The organism is Streptomyces sp. NBC_01214 (assembly GCF_026340975.1).
GTDB lineage: Bacteria > Actinomycetota > Actinomycetes > Streptomycetales > Streptomycetaceae > Streptomyces.
Genome location: NZ_JAPEOS010000001.1, coordinates 1974495 through 1992216, shown reverse-complemented (window position 1 = coordinate 1992216; position 17722 = coordinate 1974495). Strand labels below are relative to the sequence as shown.

Sequence of the window (17722 nt, the reverse complement as noted above, 5' to 3'; positions counted from 1 at the left end):
GTAGCGTTCCTCTCAGAGCGGGTCAGAGTTCGATGCAGGTGCGCAGGGCGACGCCCGTACGCATCTGGTCGAGCGCGTCGTTGATCTCGGCGAGCTGCACCCGGTGCGTGATCAGGCTCGCCAGGTCCACCCGGCCGGCCCGCCACAGCGCGATGGTGCGCTCGTAGGAGCGGAGCACGTCCCCGCCGCCGTACATCGACGGCAGGATCTTCTTCTCGTCGAAGAACAGCGAGAACATGTCGATCTGGAAGTTGTCGTCCAGCGCGCCGGCGCCGACGATCACCACGCTGCCGCCGCGGCGGGTCATCTTGTAGGCGGTCTGTGCGGTGGCGGACTTGCCGACGACCTCGAAGACGTAGTCGAAGCCCTCGCCGCCGGTGATCCGGTTCTTGGCGTCGTCGAAGGCCTCCGGTCCCACGGCCTCGGTGGCCCCGAACCGCAGGGCCGCCTCGCGCCGCGACTCCACCGGGTCGACGGCGATGATCTGGGCCGCGCCCTGGACCTTGGCGCCCTGGATGACGGATATGCCGACGCCGCCGCAGCCGATGACGGCGACCGAGGATCCGGCCTCCACCTTGGCGGTGTTGATGGCGGCGCCGAGGCCGGTCGTGACGCCGCAGCCGATGAGCGCGGCGATGTCGAAGGGCACGTCGTCGGGGATCGGGACGGCGCAGGCGGCGTCGACCACGAGCTCCTCGGCGAAGGTGCCGGTCGCGGCGAAGCCGAAGATGTCACCGCCGGCGCGGCGGAAGTTGGGGGTGCCCGCGTTGACCAGGCTCGCCAGGCACAGGTGGCCCTGGCCGCGCTTGCAGGACGGACAGTGGCCGCACGGCGGCAGCCAGCAGACGAGGACCCGGTCGCCCTGCTTGAGGGTGGTGACCCCGTCACCGACGTCGGAGATCACCCCGGAGCCCTCGTGGCCCGGGACGAAGGGGGCGGGCTGCGGCAGGACGCCGCTCATCGCGGAGAGGTCCGAGTGGCACAGGCCGGTGGCCTTGATCCGGATCTTCACCTTGCCGGGGCCGAGGCCGACGGCCTCCATGTCGTCGACGACCTCGAGCTTGTCCTGACCGATCTCGCTCTGCAGTGCTGCGCGCACGGTGCGGCTCCTTGTGTGGTCGGGCGTGAGGGGGCGTCTCGTCGGGGCGAGACACGGCCTAGGCGTGTTCGACGACGGTGTCGGCGAGGACCGGCGCGTCGTCGCGTTCTGCGGCGGTCACCGAGATCTGGACCCGGCCGGGCTCCTGCCACATTCGGATCCGCAGGGTCTCGCCCGGGTAGACGATCCCGGCGAAGCGCGTGCGGTAGGCGCGGACCCGGGAGACGTCCCCGCCCAGGGCCGTGTCGACGACGGCCTTGAGGGTCATCCCGTACGAGCACAGGCCGTGCAGGATCGGCTGGTCGAAGCCGGCCGTCTTGGCGAACTCGGGGTCGGCGTGCAGCGGGTTCCAGTCGCCGGAGAGGCGGTACAGGAGCGCCTGGTCCTCACGGATGTGCCGCTCCTCGGTACGGTCGGGCGCGCGCCCGGGGAGCTCCTCCTTGGCGGAGGGCCCGCGCTCGCCGCCGAAGCCGCCCTCCCCGCGCACGAAGATCTGTGCGTCGCTCGTCCACAGCGGCCCGTCGGCGTCCGCGACCTCCGAGCGCAGCACGATCACGGCCGCCTTGCCCTTGTCGTAGACGGCGGCGACCTTCGAGCGGGAGGTGGCCCGCCCCTTGACAGGGATGGGCCGGTGCAGCTCGATGGAGTGGCCGCCGTGCAGGACGGCGGCGAGGTTGACGTCGATCCCGGGTGCGGCGAGGCCGCCCAGCATGGCCATGCCGGCGCCGGCGACGGTCGCGAAGCTGGGCAGGACGTGGAGCTTGGATTCGAGGGTGTAGCGCAGCTCGTCCGGGTCGGTGGCCGGCAGGCCCGCGCCGAGGCCGAGGTGGTAGAGCTGGATGTCCTTGTGGTCCCAGCCGATGTCCCCCAGGCGGGGGTCGGCGGCGAGGGCCTTGGCGGCATCGATCGGCATGGGGATGCTGCTCCCTGTCGTTGGAGAACCGGGGCCGTGGAAGACCTCGGCGCGGCCGTCCGCACCGTCGGCCGCACCGAGGTCGTATGCGGGGGCCGGTTCTAGAACGCGTTCTAGGCCCGGCCGGTGAGGGAATGTATAACGCACGCCCCCACACTTGGGAAGACTCTTGACTTCACGTCAGATCCGCTGCGTGCAGGGCGTGTTGCGTGCCCGTCGGGAGGCGGGGCAATACCCTGCCCGCGTGGACGAAATGCCTGTTGATCACCGCGAGGGCCGCGCCCTGCGCGTCCTGCTGGAGCCGCCGAATCCGGCCCTGGCGCTCCAGCTCGGCCTCCAGCCGGACATCGAGGTCGTCCGGGACCCCATGGCCCGGCCCGCGGTGGCCCTGGTGGAGGAGCTCGCGGCCGTGACGGCCCTGCTGGCCGACGACCCGGAGTGCCGGGTGCTCGTCCTGACGGGCTCGGCGCACCCCGGCCTCGCGGAGGCCGCCCTCGCCGCGGGCGCGGTGGGGCTGGTGCTGCGGGACGGCCCGGTCGGGGACCTGGCGGACAGTGTCCGGCGCGCCTCGATGGGCGAGACGGTGGTGGACCCGGCCCTGGGGTGACGCCCGGCGGACCGGGCCGGCCCCGGTGAAGTACGGCCGGCCCCGGTGAATCCTTTCGCGGCTCCCCCGCCTCTTATGCATGTGTCGGCGCAGAGGCCGGCACCTGACCTGGAGGTTGTCGTGATCACTGCTGTCGCCGTCGGCGCCGTCGTCCTGCTCCTGCTCTGCACGTGCACCGTCCTCGTGGCGCGCCGACGGAGCCGCTCCCGTGGCTGAGTCGACCTGGCCCGCCGAGCCGCTGATCCTCGCCGCGCAGGGCGGGGACCTCGATGCCGTCACCGCGCTGGTCTCCGGATCGCACCCGAACGTGCGGAAGTTCGCGTACTCGCTGTGCGCCTCCCCCGAGGACGCCGAGGACGCGGCCCAGGAGGCCCTGATCATCCTCTACCGGAAGATCGGCATGCTGCGCGCTTCCGGCGCCCTGGCCTCGTGGATGTTCCGCATCGTCCGCAACGAGTGCCTGCGCCGGGCCCGACTGGTGCCGCGCGAGCGCGCCCCGCTGCCCGACTCCGCCGTGATGTCGGCCGAGGACGAGGTACTGGAGCACCTGGACGCCGCCCGGGTGGCGCGGGCGATCGCCGCCCTCCCCGCCGACCAGCGGCGGGTCCTGATCATGCGGGACGTCCAGGGCTACAGCGGGCGGATGGCGGCGGACGCGCTCGGGCTCAGCCCCGCCGCGATGAAATCACGGCTGCACCGGGCCCGCGCGGCCCTGCGGCACTCCCTGTACCCGGCTCCCGGAGGCAACGATGAAGCTCACTGACGGACCCGACTTCGCGAGTTCTTCGCTGCCCCGGCACCTGCTCCGCGGCGCGCTCGGCATCGGCTCCCTGGTCGGCGCCTTCGCCCTCGTCCCGTTCTACGGACCGATCGCCCTGGCCCTCGCACCCCTCGGCCTGGTGGCCCTGCGCGGCTGCCCGATGTGCTGGGCGATCGGACTGGCCCAGACGCTCTCCCGGGGCCGACTGCGCCGGGAGTGCACGGACGGCCGCTGCGAACTGAAGCCGGCCGGTGCCACCCCGACCGGCGCGTGAGGCGCGGAGCCCCCGCTCTCCCAGCCCCGCCGGCACACCATCCAGCCCCGCCGGCGATTGAGGCGCGGGGTCCGGGGCGGAGCCCCGCTCTCTCAGCCCCGCCGGCGATTGAGGCGCGGGGCCCCGGCAGCGCCCGGCAGGGCCAGGCGGCGGCCCGACACGGGCGCAACCGTGCGGTCCCGGCCACCGATTGACGGATTCCGCAGCAGCGCGCGTCCACGTACTGGGACCAGGATGAGACCCCCTTCAACCTAGCTTCGTGGAGACGGAACCATGCGCTTATCCGCCCTGTCCGCCACCGCCGCACTCGTGCTCGCGACCCTCGCCGGAGGCGCGGCCCCGGCTGCTGCCGACACCCCGGCCGGCCCGGTCCTCCAGGTCGACCTGGACGCCGGCAAGGGCCTCCACCACAACAAGGGGACGGTGGTCTACGAGCGCGTCGACGGCGCGGCGAACGCGGTCCGGATCATCTCGGTGTCGATCACCAGCGGCGAACGCGACTGCGCCTGGGTGTCGTGGAACGACCCGCACAACTTCAACGGCTGGACCAACCTGACCACCGAGCCCTCCTGCAACGGAGGCGACATGGGGGAGCACCCCGACATCATCATCAAGGCACCGGTCGGCCACCCGCTCAAGGTGCGCCTGTACGCCGACCACCCCGGCTCCGACGTGGTGCACAAGGACATCCAGAAGCTCTGACCGGGCCGGTCCGGGCGGGGTCGGGCCGGGGCGCTACGAGCCGTCGCCGGCCTGCTCGTGCCCGAAGGCGGCGAGGAGCTCGCTCTCGCCCGGGTCGGTGAACAGCCGCTTGGGCACCGCCACGAGACACGTCCGGCGGCGCGAGTGGCCCACGAACACGTGCAGCCGGGGCGTCTCGTGGTAGTAGCGCATCTCGTCCCACACGATCCGCTGCGACTCCCCGCCGCGGAACACCTCGATGCCCGTGCCGTCCACCACGACCCGCTTCTCCTCGGCGGCCCGGCCGCTGCGGAAGCCCCGGCCCACCGCCCACCGCGGCAGGAACAGCAGCACGACGAGGCCGTACGCCACCGCGATCCCGAGCGGGACGGGGTACACGGTGAGACCGTCGGACGACAGCTTCACGCTCGCCGCGGCGAGGAGGACCGTACTGAGGGAGGCCACGATCCGGCCCCGCCGGAACAGCCCCGCCGCCTTGGCGGCCTCGTCGTACTCGTCCCTGGTCAGGCTGCCGGTGGCACTGAAGGACACCTCACGCATCTCGCTCACGGGAGCGGAGCCTAGCGCTCCGCCCCCGTGGCGCGTGAGCCCTTTCCGCCCCACCGGCACACCATCCAGCCCCGCCCGGGGGCACCTCCCAGCGGTAGCTGGGGGAGTTTGAAGCGCGGGTCCGGGCAGCGCCCGGCGGGGTCCGGGGCGGAGCCCCGGGAGCGGCGCCCCGCCCGGCGGCTACCTCCGCAGCAGCGTCACCACCGCCGCACCGCCCAGCCCGATGTTGTGCGCCAGCCCCACCCGCGCCCCCGCGACCTGCCGCGGACCGGCCTCGCCGCGCAACTGCCACACCAGCTCCGCGGCCTGCGCCAGCCCCGTCGCCCCCAGCGGGTGCCCCTTGGAGATCAGCCCCCCGGAGGGGTTGACCACCCACCGCCCGCCGTACGTGGTCGCGCCCGACTCCACCAGCTTCCCCGCGGCGCCGTCCTCGCACATGCCCAGCGCCTCGTACGTCAGCAGCTCGTTGATGGAGAAGCAGTCGTGCAGCTCCACCACGTCCACGTCCTCGATGCCGAGCCCCGAGGCCTCGTACGCCTGCCGGGCCGCGGCCGCCGTCATCGGCTTGCCGACCACGTCGATGCAGGAGCCCGAGGCGAAGGAGGCTCCGGTGTCCGTGGTCATCGACTGGCCGACGATCTCCACCGCCTTGTCGTGCAGCCCGTGCCGCACCAGGAACCGCTCGGACACCACCAGCGCCGCCGCCGCGCCGTCCGAGGTCGGCGAGCACTGGAGCTTCGTCAGCGGCGCGTGGATCTCCTTCGCCGCCAGGATCTCCTCGACCGAGTACACGTCCTGGAACTGCGCGTTCGGGTTGTTCGCCGAGTGCCGGTGGTTCTTCGCGCCGACCGCCGCGAGCTGCGCGGCGGTGGTCCCGTACCGCTCCATGTGCTCCCGCGCCGCGTTGCCGAAGATCTGCGCCGTGGGCGGGGACATCTCGAAGCCGTGGCCCGCGGCCATGATCCCGTAGTGCCGGGCCACCGGCGAGGTCTTGAAGTCACCTCCGTCGGCCCCGCCACCCAGCGCGCCGCGCTTCATCTTCTCGAAGCCGAGCGCCAGCACGCAGTCGCTGATCCCGCCCTGCACGAACTGCCGCGCCATCATCAGCGCCGTCGATCCCGTCGCGCAGTTGTTGTTGACGTTGTAGACCGGCACCCCGGAGAGCCCCAGCTCGTACACGGCCCGCTGGCCGGCCGTGGAGGCCTGGAAGCAGTACCCCACAGGGACCTGTTCGACCAGCCCGTAGTCCACACCCGCGTCCGCGAGCGCCGCCGTTCCGGCCTCCTTCACCATGTCCCAGTACTGCCAGTCCCGCGACTCCGGCTTCTCGAACTTCGTCATGCCGACGCCCACGATGTACGACTTCATGCCCGACAACTCCTAGTCCCTGGGTAAGCCGAGGATCCGCTCGGCGACGACGTTGAGCTGGACCTGCGTGGTGCCCCCGGCGATGGTCAGGCAGCGGGACATGAGCATCCCGTGGACCGCCCGTTCCCCCGCCCCCTCCCGCACCGCGCCCGCCGGCCCCAGCAGTTCGAGCGCGAGCTCGGCGGTCCGCTGCTGGTGCGGGGTCTGGACGAGCTTGCGCACGGAAGCGCCCGCGCCGGGTTCCAGCCCCGACACCTGCTGGAGGGTGGTGCGCAGCCCGATGCAGGCCAGGGCGTGCGCCTCGGCGGCGAGTGCGCCGATCCGCGCCCGGTACGTGCCGTCGAGATCGGCGGCGCGGGCGAGGAGCGCTTCCAGGCCGGTGTCGAAGGTCATCTGGTCGGCCATGTGGACGCGTTCGTTGCCGAGGGTGTTGCGGGCCACCTTCCAGCCGCCGTCCGGCGCGCCGACCAGTGCGTCCGCCGGGAGCTCCACGTCGTCGAGGTACACCTCGTTGAAAAGGGCCTCGCCGGTGATCTCCTTCAGCGGCCGGACGTCGATGCCGGGGGTGTTCTTCATGTCGACGACGAAGTAGCCGAGCCCCTTGTGCTTGGGGGCGTCCGGGTCGGTGCGGGCCAGCAGGATCCCGAAGTCGGCGCTGTGCGCGGAACTCGTCCACACCTTCTGGCCGTTGACCTTCCAGGAGCCGTCCTCCAGGCGCTCCGCCCGGGTCCGCAGCGAGGCCAGGTCGGAGCCGGCGCCCGGCTCCGAGAAGAGCTGGCACCAGGTGACGTCGCCGCGCAGGGTCGGCAGGAGGTGGGCCTCCCGCTGGGCGGGCGTCCCGTAGGCGAGCAGCGAGGGCACCACCCAGGTGGCGATCCCGAGGTCGGCGAGCTTCACGCCGGCCGCGCTCAGCTCCTGCTGGACGACGAGCTGCTCGACGGGGCCCGCGCCGATCCCGTACGGGGGCGGCAGGTAGGGGGCCGCGTAGCCGGTGGGGGCCAGGGTCCGGCGGGCGGCGGCCGGTCCCTGCCCGCGCGCGTCCGCGATGGCGGTACGGGCCTTCGCGCGGTACGCCTCCGCCTCCGCGGGCAGTTCCAGGCGCAGTTCGCGCCGTGCCCCGCCGGCCGCGCACCGCACGGCCCGGACCCGGTGCTCGTCGCCGGGCCCCAACAGCTGGCGGGCGACGAGCGCCCGCCGCAGGTAGACGTGGGCGTCGTGTTCCCAGGTGAAGCCGATCCCGCCGAGGAGCTGGATGCAGTCCTTGGCGCAGGAGTAGGCGGCGTCCAGGGCGGTCCCGGCGGCGAGGGCGGCCACCAGTGAGCGCACGTCGGCGGGCTCGTCCATCGCCTGCGCGGCGTCCCAGGCCAGCGCCCGGGCCTGTTCCAGTCGGATCAGCATGTCGGCGCACAGGTGCTTGACGCCCTGGAACTGCCCGATGGGCCGGCCGAACTGCTCGCGCACCTTCGCGTACTCGGCGGCCGTGTGCAGCGCCCAGGCGGCGGTGCCGCAGGCGTCGGCGGCGAAGAGCGTGCAGGCCAGGTCGCGGACCAGGGCGGCGTCCAGCGCCAGGCGCCGGTCCGGGCCGGCGGTGACCCCGCGCGCCCGCACCTCGGCGGTGGGGCGGGTGGGGTCGGCGCTGTCGTGCGTACGGATGTCCAGCGCGGCGGCGTCCACGGCGAACCAGCGGGTGCCGTCCGCGGCCTCGGCGGCGAGCAGCACGAGGTCGGCCTCCCCGGCGCCGAGGACGGGCGGGGCGAGTCCGTCGAGCAAGTGGCCGCCGCCCTCGACGGCGACGGCGGTCAAGGTCCCCGACCCGAGCGCGACCGCCCCGACCCGGCCTTCGAGCGGCTCGGCGCCGGCCCGCTCCAGCAGTACGGAGGCCAGCGCGCTCGGCAGGTACGCCCCGGGCAGTGCGGCCCGGGCCGCCTCCTCGACGACGACGGCCAGGTCGAGCAGGGTGCCGCCGTCCAGGTGCGGGTCGAGCAGCCCCTGCACGGTCAGTGCGTCCCAGTAGGCGGGTCTCGCACCGGTCTGCGGCGGGGTGTCGAGCAGCTTGCGGACCTCCTCGGGAGGCACGGCCCGCGCGATCCAGCCGCGCACCGCCTCGGCCAACTCGCGCTGCTCCTGCGTGATTCCGATGCCCATGCGCGGCAGACTAGAACACGTTCCAATCTGACGGAAGGTCAGATGAAGGATGATTCGGAGCGGGAGCCGGCCCCGGCCCGGGACGGCGGCGGCTTCTAGGATCTGCGGCATGGCAACACGACTTGTGCAGATCAACATGAAGGCCCAGGACGACGCCGCGCTCGGCCGGTTCTGGGCGGAGGCGCTCGGCTGGGGCCTCGACAGCGAGGGCCCCGGCGTGACCAACCTCGAACCGGTGGGGTTCTCCTACCCCGACCCCGTGGCCGTCTGCATCGACATCATCGCCCGCCCGGAACCCAAGACGGTCAAGAACCGGGTGCACCTCGATCTGGCCACCACCTCGACCGCGCACCAGAAGGAGCTGGTCGGGCGCCTGAAGGACCTCGGCGCGACGCTCACCGACGTGGGTCAGGGCGACGTCCCCTGGACGGTCATGGCCGACCCGGAGGGCAACGAGTTCTGCGTCCTGGAGCCCCGCCCGATCTACCGGGACACCGGGCCGATCGCCGCGGTGGTGGTGGACTGCGCCGACCCGCGAGGAATGGCCCGGTTCTGGGACGGGGCGATGGACTGGACGCTGCACGAGGTCACCGACGAGCACGCGACCATGCGGTCCGCCCAGGGCGTCGGCCCCTACCTGGAGTTCCTCCGCACCCCCGACACCAAGAGCGTGTGGAACCGCGTCCACCTCGACGTCCGCCCCTACCCCGGCGACGACCTGGCGGCAGAGGCGGCCCGACTGCGCGCCCTGGGAGCCACCGACCCCGGTATCGACCAGTCCGCCATCTCCTGGACGATTCTGGCCGACCCGGAAGGCAACGAGTTCTGCCTGCTCAGCCCGCGCTGACCGCCAGGTCGATTCGATCGCCCGGACTCCTGACGAACCGCCGCTCCTGCAACCCGCACGGAAGGGGGCGGCGTCCATCGATGCACAAGATCGATTGATGGTTCGAAGGAGTCTTGAATGACCGCCACTGCCACCCGATACCTCTATCTCGCCCGGCACGGCGAGGCGTCACCCGACGAGAGCGAGCTCACCGAGGCCGGCCGCCGACAGGCCGTCCTGCTCGGCCGGCGCCTGCGGGACGTCCCCCTGGCAGCGGTCCACCACGGACCGCTGCCCCGTGCCGAGCAGACGGCGCGCCTGATCGGCGACCAGCTGACCGGCGTCCCCCTGCACCGCTCGGACATCGCGGGCGACTACGTCCCCCACGTGCCGCAGCGGGATGAACTCCCGCCGGAATCAGCCGACTTCTTCCTCCGCTTCCTCGCCGGCGCCAGCGCCGAGGAGCGGGAGAACGGACCCGGCCTGGCCCGCCGGGCGCTGGACCTGTTCACCGGGCCGGTGGACGGCGAGGAGGACCGCCACGAGCTGGTCGTCACGCACAACTTCCTCGTCGCCTGGCTCGTCCGGGAAGCCATGTACGCGCCGAAGTGGCGCTGGCTCGGCCTCAACCACTCCAACGCCGCCCTGACCGTCATCCGCTACGCCCCCGACCGACCCGCCACCGTCCTCTTCTCCAACGACATGCGGCACCTACCGGCCGAACTGCGCTGGACCGGCTTCCCGCCCGAGTTGCACATCTGAGTACACCCGCACATAAGGGGTCCAGTGAGCCCACTTCACGCCAACTCAGGCTCATATACCGGCTGTTGAGCGCAGATGGAGCGTTCACTATAGTCGGCACGGACACGGCCGGGCTGGGTCCGAGCGTGCCGCATTTGGGAACCAACTCCCCTTCGTGGCGCCCGATTTGGCGCCGGCAAGAGCACCACTACGTAGGGGGATGAACCATGCGCATGAAGCGGACCCTGGCACTCTTGGTCGCCGCAGCTGGTGTCACGATCGGAATGGCCACCCCGGCCAGCGCATATGCGTGCCAGACCGGCTATTTCTGTCTCTACTACAACTCCAACCAGGGCGGCGCCCGATGGTTCACGGACGGCGACGTACCCAATCTCGCCGGGGAAATATTCACCACGTGGGCCACGGGTGAGGGCGAGCCGGTGAAGAACAATGCCGCCTCGACCCAGAACGCCTCGAACTACTGCTACCGGGTCTACTACAACTCGAACTACGCCGGCCCGTACGACACCGTTCCGGCCCACACGTCCCGGAACCTCGTGAACACGTACAACAACAACGCTTCCCTCCGGGACATGATCTGCTGAGCATCGGCACCTGAACCGGGAAAGGGTGCTCCACGACCGCCGTCGCGGCTGCGGAGCACCCTCCTTGCCACCCGTAGAGGAATCCAGTGAACGTGACCGCCCCTTCCTCCAGAGCGTGTGCCGGCATGGCGGTGCTGCTGCTCCCGCTCCTGTCCGCGTGCTCGGCCGGCACCGCCGGCCCCGGCGAAACCCCGGGCCGGACGGCGGCGCGCCAACTCACCGACAGCAAGGCCCTCAAGCTGCCTCTGGACGAATACCTACTGACAACGGTCGACGCGGGCGCTCTCGCCCGCGGGCGCGATTCCCTCATGCAGCGGTGCCTCAGCAAACTGGGCGCCCCATATACCCCCAAAGCCCTGGGAAGCACTGATATCGAAACGAACGAGCGGCGCTACGGCCTGGCCGATGCGGAGCTCGCGAAGCAACACGGATATCACGTGCCAGACATGAAGAAACCGGCCGAAGACTACCCGTCGTCGATCATGCCGCTCGTCAGGGGCGAGGTGACCACGCACAACGGCGCGCCCGTACCGGAAGGCGGATGCATCGGAGAGGCGCGGAGGGAACTCCACGAAGTCGAGCTCCAGGACGCCTTGAACCTCCCCCACAAGCTCAACATGGAAAGCTACAAGAAGTCCCAGAAGGCTCCTGCGGTGGTGAAAGCGACCGAGGAGTGGTCGAACTGCATGAAGGAGTCCGGGCACGCCTACCCCGACCCGCTCGCCGCGATCAACGACAAAGAGTTCAGCGCCGAAACTCCGGGAACCCGCGAGAAGGAAGTGGCGCTCGCCGACGTCCTGTGCAAGCAGAAGGTGAACCTGATCGGCGCATGGTCCGACGCCGAAAGCGAATACCAGCGGTTCCTGATCGAGTCCAATTCGGCCGCTTTGGCAGGGCCGTTGCTCGCCAAACAGAACACCATGTCCGCCGCGAAGGCGGCGACCGGCCAGTAGTCAGGCGGAGTCGGAGTCGGAGTCGTCGCTGGGGTGGGCGACACCGACCGAGCGCACCGGACCGGTGCGCCATGGCGGGTCCCAGCGCGGTGCTCGTGGCGGCGTCGGAGAGGCGTGCCGAACCCTGATCTCGATCTGATGGCGTTCGGCGCCGTATTGCAGGGACACGGTGTGCTCTCCGGAGCTGGGGCGGGCGACGAAGGCACGCGGTCCGTGACCGACCGTCTCGGCGTCGAGCAGCCATTGCAGGGCGGCGGGGTCGCCGTCGCCGTCGAGCCGCCCTTCCAGCAGGAGCAGTCCGTCCTCGAAGAGCGCGGTACCCGGTTGCGGTGTCTCGATCTCTGGCCGTGCGGGTCGTCGTTCGACCGCCAGGACCGGGCTGGACACGGTGACCGTGCGCGACCCGTCGCTGTAGCTCACCGTCAGCCGGCACAGGTCGGCGACGGGAAGGTCAGCAAGGTCGAGCCGCACCACCGCGGGCTCGCCGCCACCGACGTCGATGAGTCCGAGCGGCACAGCGGGATGGCCCGAACCCGGTGCCTCCCACCGGACGACGAGGTGCGCACCGGGCGGGGGCTGGGGGCCGTCGATGCGTACGGGTACTTCGACGACCACGTCACGTGGCAGACGCTCGTCCTGTACGGCGCTGAGTTCGAGGCTGACGGTCGCGGGTGCGGGCACCGTGCGGCGGAACACCTCCGCGCCATGGTGACGGACGGCGATGGCTGCCGCTCCGTCGGCGAGCGGCAGGAACGCGGTCAACCGGGCGGCGGACTCGCCACTGCCCGGGCAGACCGGGACGGTCTGGAGGTGTGCCGGAGCTAGCGCGAGGGTTCGCCCGGTGTCGTCGACCGCGACGGCCGCCCAGCCGGAATCGGGGCCGGGGGGCGCGGTGACGCCCTCCGGGGCGGTGCCCCACCAGCCGGGGGTGAAGTGGCCGTCCGGCTGGATCACGCCGGTGACGTGCACGATGTTCATGATCGACCGACCTGCAAGAATTCGCGGCGCCAGCGCTCGGGGCTCGGCCACGTGGGTTCGGGGCAGTAGGTGCGGACCATGACGTCGCGGGCGTTGCGCACGAACGCGCTGTTCCACATGTCGAAGCCGGGCACGACCACGTTCCCGCCGTTCGGGAAGGACGAGGGCGGGTCGCCGACGATGCCGCAGAGCGCCAGATGGTTCTGCGCGAACAGATGGCCCACCTCGTGTGCGATGGTGACCTCGGTGGCGTCCGAGGCGCCCACCCAGGGCCCCGGAGCATAGCCGCCCATACCGACCGGTCCGATGACCAGCCAGATCTCGTCACGCCACGACGGCGTTTCGGTGCCGCCGCGCTCGGCGATCAGGTCTTCGATCAGGTGACCGTTCTGCTGGGTGGGCGAGCCGGACAAGACGAAGATCTCCGGGTCGGGCATGGGGAGCAGACTTCCGGCGGCCCGCAGGGCAGCTCGGCAGACCTGGTCGGTGGGAGCCGACTGTGTCGACGTGCCCCAGGCGCGGTAGCGGATCCTGACTTTGCGCCGGGGGTAGAACGTCACGTTGGTGCCGGGCTTCACCGTCCAGCTCGGTCCGTCTTCGCTGCTGACGCGCACCGTGGCGTCGAGCCGCGTCCACCCCTGCACATGTGTACCAGGGATCTCTCCGCCCCGGCACACCTCGGCAGGTAGCACCACGTTGAACGTCTGCGGGTTGTTCCCCATCGCGAGCCACTGCTGATAGGCCGTCAGTGAGGTGAAGGCCGGTCCGGACGGCAGCTCGAGCGGCGGGTCCGGCGGTGCCGGGTCGGCGGTCGACACGCTCGGCCTCAGGGTCACCCCCGGGAAGCTGAGCAGCGGGCCGTGGACCTCGAGCGTGGCCTTCGCAGTGAGCGTCTCGCCGGGCGGCATTTGCGGTACCGCGCTCCACCAGTCGATCACCGCCACGCTGCGTTTAGCAGCGACCAGCGGGATCGACGACCCCGTCGCCGGGTTCAGGACTTCACCGGCGCCCCCGACGGTGACCGAGACGTCGCCCCCGGCGACGGCCTGGTACACCGCCACCGACGCGGATTGGAGAGCCGGGCCGGTCACCATCACCGCGACGCGAGCCTGCGAGGTGCCGCACGAGTTGCCGGCCTCGACGGCGAACGTGGCACGGACCGGGGTGGCGGGGGCCGTCAGGACCAGCTTTCCGCTCGACGCGTTCAGCCCGGTGACGGGGCCGCTGTGGCCGGCGTTGGCGAGGACCGTCTGCGCACCCGAGTCGAGTGCGCGCAGCGTCATGGTCTTGGCACCGAACCCCTGCCAGGCCACCCGGAACGCCTGACCGGTCTGGAGGTGCAGGGTGCGGGCGTTCCACTGCTCGGAGGAGCCGCTCGTCGGGGCCACATCGGCAAGGACCCGCGGCATGCCGGCGCTGTACCGCGCTGCTGGCACGGAGCCGGGGGTCTCTGCGTAGGGCAACTCGGGCTTCCAGTCACCCGGGCAGCCGTGGACGTGCATGGCTTCGGTGACCCTCTTGTTGCGGAGCTGGACCCACTTGTTGTACCTGGCAATGAAGTCGAGGTCGGCGAATGCCGCGTAGCCCGAGATCACATTGCCCGGCAGCTGCGCGACGACCTTGGTGTCGGACCAGCTGGACACCGACACGGTGCGGTACACCACCTGCGCTGTGGCACCCTCCCAGCCTGCCGCGATGACGCCTCCCCCGCCCGAGTGCGCGCTGCCGAAGCCGTGACCGTGAATCGTCATGACGGGCGACGCGCCACACGGCTGTGTGACCTCGACCTGCTCGATACCGGCCGTGGACAGGGCTTCGCCCTCGGGCGGCGGGTGCAGGACCAGATCGTTCTCGTCCACCTGGAGGTACGTCGTACTGCAGTGTGGCGGTGCGGCCCGCACGAGGGCGACGACGTCCGTCCGGTCGCGCGGTGACCACCAGGTCCGTTCGGTCTGGTCGTCCGTGGCCGGGCTTGCTGCTGTGTCGCGCTCGGCAGCGTTGCCGGTCAAGACCGAAACATCGGCCAGGTAACCCGCGTCCTGCGGATATCCCTTACCGGGTAGGCGGCGCTCGGCCATGACCGCGACTTCCGACAGTCGTCGGATCGTGTGCGCGCCGAGTCTCCCGGCCAGCCGAAGTGCCACTTCCACGACGTTGTTCACCCCGTCAACATCGATGAGGCTGCCCGATGTTGACGCAGCGGACGCCGCGGCCGGCTTGTCGTCCACGTCGTCCACGGCGAGTGTCGTACGCAGCGAAGCGCCGGTCGGCCTGAGCTCTTCCCCGGACATGCCCGGGGCCAGGTCCGGGACGGTACGGCGCAGTTCGGTGAGGGCGTCGACGAACGCGTCGGTCGCACCGAAGGCGCCGTCGACGGCATCGAACGCCATCGCCGCCAGCCGGTCGAGAACGCGGTGGGCCGCGAGCAGGGGACTACGGGCGAGTTCATCGGCTTCGCGCTCTGCCCCCAGCGCCGTCGCAATGTCCCAGCGGACGGGCCAGGCGAATGTCGAACTGAGGTGCGTCATCCCAACAAGCCCCCTCGGCCTGCCTTCGGCGGTGGTCTCGCTCCTCGACGGGCGACCGGTCCTACCGGTCCCACCGCAAACCCCAGGCGTCGGCTTTGCCATTCCCACGGGGCACGATCGGCTGCGCGCCGCGTCGCTCTTCAGCGGCGCCTTTCGACTCCAGCCGTGTAGGCGCGAACACCTACACTCCGATCGTCACCCTTGCTCGCCGCGGCAGCAAATCGCGAGCAACTGGACACGGACTCGCCTCGAACGGCGGGCGGTGCCGTCGACGCCCACACCACCGCGGCCGTGCACGCGGTCAGGTTCGCCGCCACCGTCCCGTGGCCGACCGGGCCGGCACTCCGCAGCCCGGCTCCCGCCACGACGGAGTGATGTGGTGCGGGACCGGCACCCTCCGTCCCCGCCCGGTCCAGGGTGTACGCGGCCACGCCGACGCCCGTCGCCACCAGCACCCCGGCGACCACCAGGACCACGGCCCGCGACCGCCACCGCGGTGGGGTGCCGTCCGGCCCCTCGGATCACGCCGCCCGGGCGATGCTCCACAGGGCCGCGCTCTTGCGCAGAACACCGGGGACCCCGGCGCGGATCGCCTCGATCACCAGCCGTCGGTCCCCCGGCCGCATGGCGATCAGCGGGACCTTGAGCTCCGGTACGCCGGCCCGGTGACAGCGGATCACGTACCCCTGGCGCTCCAGGCCCTCCACGACGACGCGGTCGAGGTCGACCAGCGGCAGCCGCCGCGTGGTGAGCCCCCGGCGCACGGCGACGCACCCGTCCGCCACCGAGACGGCGACGAACCAGTAGAGGGCGAAGAAGAACACGAGCGCCGCGGCCCCGAAGGCGAGCCAGACCGGCCTCGACATCACCCTGCCCTGGCTGGTGAGACCCTCCGTGAGCGCCACGAGGAGGGTGGGCACGGCGAGGAACAGGAGGCGGCGCGGGTCGGAGCGGACCAGCACCGACGCGCCGTGTGCAGACAAGGGAAGGGCTCTTCTCTCGGTGATCTGGTGCGGGACCGGGGCGGTTTTCAGCCGGATTTGACCGGCACGGGCTTCAGCGCGGCCTTGGCGATCTCCTTGGCCTTCTGCTCACAGCCCCCGGGTTGGTAGAGGCCGACCCAGACGACCAGGTTGCCGTGCCGGACGGAGAGCGCGCAGGTCCACTCGGTGGCGCCGGCGGACTCCCAGTACGCCCCGTCCCCGAACCCGAGGTTGTTCACCCGCCTCCCGTCGACCGCCTCTGCGGCGAAACCGCCCTGCTGGAGCTTCGCGTTGGCGCTGTCGTCACCGCCCCGCTTGACGTCCCACCGGACCAGCGCGGTCCGCCTGCCGGCCAGCTTGTCGTACCAGGAGCACATCGTGTGCACCTGGTTCTCGCTCGCGCTGTGGAAGTCCTCCTGGGGATCCCGCGCGGCCAGGGGGAGGGGCTGGGTGGCCTTCTGGCAGGCCGGTACGTCGGCGTAGGCGGCGGGACCGGCACCCTCCGTCCCCGCACGGTCCAGGGTGTACGCAGCCACACCGACGCCCGTCGCCACCAGTACCCCGGCGGCCACCAGGGCCACGGTCCGCGACCGCCTCCGGGGCGGGGTCGGCGACGGCTCGGTCGGCGGGCTCACCGGCCGGGGAGGAACGACGGACGGCGGGGCGGACTCCGGCACCGCGGGCGCCCGCTCCACCACCTCATCGAGCTCGGGTTCGGGAACCGGCTCGGGCTCCGGAGCCAGCTCGGGGAGCGGTTCCGGCGGCGCCACCGCGGTCGCCGTGTCGGCGGACAGCAGCCGGTCGATGTCCGCCCGTTGCGCGGCCAGCATCCGGTACACGGCGGGCGGCCACTGCCGGCCGGCCGGGGCGACCGGCCCCAGGAGTTCGAGCAGCTGCGCCGGGGTGGGCCTGGCTGCCGGGTCCTTGGCCAGGCAGCGCTCCACGATCCCCCGCAGCCCCTCGGGCACCGCACTCAGGTCGGGGGTGGAGTGCACCACGTCGTAGAGCGTCCGGAGGGTCGAGGCCCCGGTGAAGGGGCTGCTGCCGGTGAACGCCATGACCAGCATCGAACCGAGCGAGAACACGTCGCTCGCCGGGGTCAGCGGCTTGCTCTCGGCCTGCTCGGGCGACATGAAGGAGGGCGAACCGATCACCCAGCCGGTGCGCGTCAACCCGGTGTCGCCCTCGACCTCGCCCTCGGTGACCCGTGCGATGCCGAGGTCGATGACGCGGACCCCGTCCTCGGTCAGGAGCACGTTGTCGGGCTTGAGGTCCCGGTGGATCAGCCCCGCCCGGTGGATCTCCGCGAGCGCCGACGCGAGCCCCGCCGCCAGCCGGTGGACGACGGCTTCCTCCAGCACGCCGTCCGCCTTGACCACGGCCCCGAGCGAGGGCCCGGACACGAACACCGAGGCCAGCCACGGTGTCGGCGCGTCCGGGTCGGCGTCCATGACGGCCGCCGTATAGGCACCGGAGACCTTGCGCGAGGCCGCGACCTCGCGCCGGAAACGGGCCCGGAAGCCCTCGTCGTCGGCGAAGTGCGCGAGCACCTGCTTGACGGCGACGAGCCGCCCGTCAGGCCCCGCGCACAGCAGTACCCGCCCCATGCCTCCCTGCCCGAGCACGCCGGCCACTTTGAACGGCCCCACGTGCGTCGGACCGGCCGGTCCTACGCGCTCCATCCCCCCGAC

At 71.7% G+C, this 17722-nt stretch carries 17 protein-coding genes; 8 read left to right on the top strand and 9 right to left on the bottom strand.

Annotated features, from left to right (window positions below):
• Window positions 1-22 precede the first annotated feature (22 nt).
• Together OG594_RS09635 and OG594_RS09630 are read right to left on the bottom strand one after the other, a co-directional pair.
• Window positions 23-1099, bottom strand: coding sequence for a Zn-dependent alcohol dehydrogenase (locus tag OG594_RS09635; protein WP_189747839.1), 1077 nt, complete (start codon window positions 1097-1099; stop codon window positions 23-25).
• A 58-nt stretch (window positions 1100-1157) separates the two neighbouring features.
• On the bottom strand, window positions 1158-2012 hold the full coding sequence (locus OG594_RS09630; protein WP_266597189.1) for a MaoC/PaaZ C-terminal domain-containing protein: 855 nt from the start codon (window positions 2010-2012) through the stop codon (window positions 1158-1160).
• 253 nt (window positions 2013-2265) lie between these two features.
• On the opposite strand from OG594_RS09630, the gene OG594_RS09625 reads away from it, so the two are divergent.
• The 4 genes from OG594_RS09625 (at window position 2266) to OG594_RS09610 (ending at window position 4355) form a co-directional block, all read left to right on the top strand.
• Complete coding sequence (locus OG594_RS09625) at window positions 2266-2619, top strand: DNA-binding response regulator (RefSeq protein ID WP_266602747.1); 354 nt, start codon at window positions 2266-2268, stop codon at window positions 2617-2619.
• Window positions 2620-2827: 208 nt separating this feature from the next.
• Complete coding sequence (locus OG594_RS09620) at window positions 2828-3382, top strand: RNA polymerase sigma factor (protein WP_266597187.1); 555 nt, start codon at window positions 2828-2830, stop codon at window positions 3380-3382.
• Window positions 3369-3653: a hypothetical protein gene (locus OG594_RS09615; protein WP_266597185.1), complete on the top strand. Its 285-nt coding sequence runs from the start codon at window positions 3369-3371 to the stop codon at window positions 3651-3653. Before OG594_RS09620 ends, OG594_RS09615 begins: the two co-directional genes overlap by 14 nt.
• Window positions 3654-3926: 273 nt before the next feature.
• Window positions 3927-4355, top strand: a complete 429-nt coding sequence (locus tag OG594_RS09610; RefSeq protein ID WP_266597183.1) for a hypothetical protein — start codon at window positions 3927-3929, stop codon at window positions 4353-4355.
• A 33-nt stretch (window positions 4356-4388) separates the two neighbouring features.
• Here the strand turns inward: OG594_RS09610 and OG594_RS09605 are convergent, their stop codons facing one another.
• The 3 genes from OG594_RS09605 to OG594_RS09595 all read right to left on the bottom strand — a co-directional run bounded on the left by OG594_RS09605 (window position 4389) and on the right by OG594_RS09595 (window position 8417).
• The gene (locus OG594_RS09605; protein WP_323185182.1) at window positions 4389-4904 is read right to left on the bottom strand and encodes a YcxB family protein; all 516 of its coding nucleotides are present in this window, start codon (window positions 4902-4904) and stop codon (window positions 4389-4391) included.
• 180 nt (window positions 4905-5084) lie between these two features.
• A complete protein-coding gene (locus tag OG594_RS09600) occupies window positions 5085-6272 on the bottom strand; it encodes a lipid-transfer protein (RefSeq protein ID WP_266597181.1) in 1188 nt (395 codons plus the stop codon).
• A gap of 12 nt (window positions 6273-6284) precedes the next feature.
• Window positions 6285-8417 carry an acyl-CoA dehydrogenase gene (locus OG594_RS09595; RefSeq protein WP_266597179.1) on the bottom strand — a complete coding sequence of 711 codons (2133 nt, stop codon included), beginning with the start codon at window positions 8415-8417 and terminating at the stop codon, window positions 6285-6287.
• A gap of 109 nt (window positions 8418-8526) precedes the next feature.
• On the opposite strand from OG594_RS09595, the gene OG594_RS09590 reads away from it, so the two are divergent.
• The 4 genes from OG594_RS09590 to OG594_RS09575 all read left to right on the top strand — a co-directional run bounded on the left by OG594_RS09590 (window position 8527) and on the right by OG594_RS09575 (window position 11542).
• Window positions 8527-9264: a VOC family protein gene (locus OG594_RS09590; protein WP_266597177.1), complete on the top strand. Its 738-nt coding sequence runs from the start codon at window positions 8527-8529 to the stop codon at window positions 9262-9264.
• A gap of 117 nt (window positions 9265-9381) precedes the next feature.
• Window positions 9382-10005 carry a histidine phosphatase family protein gene (locus OG594_RS09585; protein WP_266597175.1) on the top strand — a complete coding sequence of 208 codons (624 nt, stop codon included), beginning with the start codon at window positions 9382-9384 and terminating at the stop codon, window positions 10003-10005.
• A 206-nt stretch (window positions 10006-10211) separates the two neighbouring features.
• Window positions 10212-10589 (top strand): peptidase inhibitor family I36 protein, encoded by a 378-nt coding sequence (locus OG594_RS09580; RefSeq protein ID WP_266597173.1) that lies wholly within the window; start codon window positions 10212-10214, stop codon window positions 10587-10589.
• A 125-nt stretch (window positions 10590-10714) separates the two neighbouring features.
• Complete coding sequence (locus OG594_RS09575; RefSeq protein ID WP_266597166.1) at window positions 10715-11542, top strand: hypothetical protein; 828 nt, start codon at window positions 10715-10717, stop codon at window positions 11540-11542.
• Here the strand turns inward: OG594_RS09575 and OG594_RS09570 are convergent, their stop codons facing one another.
• From OG594_RS09570 to OG594_RS09555, 4 genes are all read right to left on the bottom strand, one after another.
• Window positions 11543-12520, bottom strand: a complete 978-nt coding sequence (locus OG594_RS09570; RefSeq protein WP_266597163.1) for a hypothetical protein — start codon at window positions 12518-12520, stop codon at window positions 11543-11545.
• Window positions 12517-15048, bottom strand: a complete 2532-nt coding sequence (locus tag OG594_RS09565; protein WP_266597157.1) for a hypothetical protein — start codon at window positions 15046-15048, stop codon at window positions 12517-12519. The genes OG594_RS09570 and OG594_RS09565 overlap by 4 nt, the downstream gene beginning before the upstream one ends.
• A gap of 521 nt (window positions 15049-15569) precedes the next feature.
• On the bottom strand, window positions 15570-16031 hold the full coding sequence (locus OG594_RS09560; RefSeq protein WP_266597152.1) for a hypothetical protein: 462 nt from the start codon (window positions 16029-16031) through the stop codon (window positions 15570-15572).
• Window positions 16032-16078: 47 nt separating this feature from the next.
• A complete protein-coding gene (locus OG594_RS09555; protein WP_266597150.1) occupies window positions 16079-17713 on the bottom strand; it encodes a serine/threonine-protein kinase in 1635 nt (544 codons plus the stop codon).
• Between the last annotated feature and the right edge of the window lie 9 nt (window positions 17714-17722).

Bases quoted from the DNA above. Each gene is read 5' to 3' on its own strand.
- OG594_RS09630 (WP_266597189.1), bottom strand. From the start codon at position 2,012: ATGCCGATCGATGCCGCCAAGGCCCTCGCCGCCGACCCCCGCCTGGGG.
- OG594_RS09625 (WP_266602747.1), top strand. From the start codon at position 2,266: ATGCCTGTTGATCACCGCGAGGGCCGCGCCCTGCGCGTCCTGCTGGAG.
- OG594_RS09615 (WP_266597185.1), top strand. From the start codon at position 3,369: ATGAAGCTCACTGACGGACCCGACTTCGCGAGTTCTTCGCTGCCCCGG.
- OG594_RS09610 (WP_266597183.1), top strand. From the start codon at position 3,927: ATGCGCTTATCCGCCCTGTCCGCCACCGCCGCACTCGTGCTCGCGACC.
- OG594_RS09600 (WP_266597181.1), bottom strand. From the start codon at position 6,272: ATGAAGTCGTACATCGTGGGCGTCGGCATGACGAAGTTCGAGAAGCCG.
- OG594_RS09595 (WP_266597179.1), bottom strand. From the start codon at position 8,417: ATGGGCATCGGAATCACGCAGGAGCAGCGCGAGTTGGCCGAGGCGGTG.
- OG594_RS09590 (WP_266597177.1), top strand. From the start codon at position 8,527: ATGGCAACACGACTTGTGCAGATCAACATGAAGGCCCAGGACGACGCC.
- OG594_RS09585 (WP_266597175.1), top strand. From the start codon at position 9,382: ATGACCGCCACTGCCACCCGATACCTCTATCTCGCCCGGCACGGCGAG.
- OG594_RS09580 (WP_266597173.1), top strand. From the start codon at position 10,212: ATGCGCATGAAGCGGACCCTGGCACTCTTGGTCGCCGCAGCTGGTGTC.
- OG594_RS09575 (WP_266597166.1), top strand. From the start codon at position 10,715: ATGGCGGTGCTGCTGCTCCCGCTCCTGTCCGCGTGCTCGGCCGGCACC.
- OG594_RS09570 (WP_266597163.1), bottom strand. From the start codon at position 12,520: ATGAACATCGTGCACGTCACCGGCGTGATCCAGCCGGACGGCCACTTC.
- OG594_RS09565 (WP_266597157.1), bottom strand. From the start codon at position 15,048: ATGACGCACCTCAGTTCGACATTCGCCTGGCCCGTCCGCTGGGACATT.
- OG594_RS09555 (WP_266597150.1), bottom strand. From the start codon at position 17,713: ATGGAGCGCGTAGGACCGGCCGGTCCGACGCACGTGGGGCCGTTCAAA.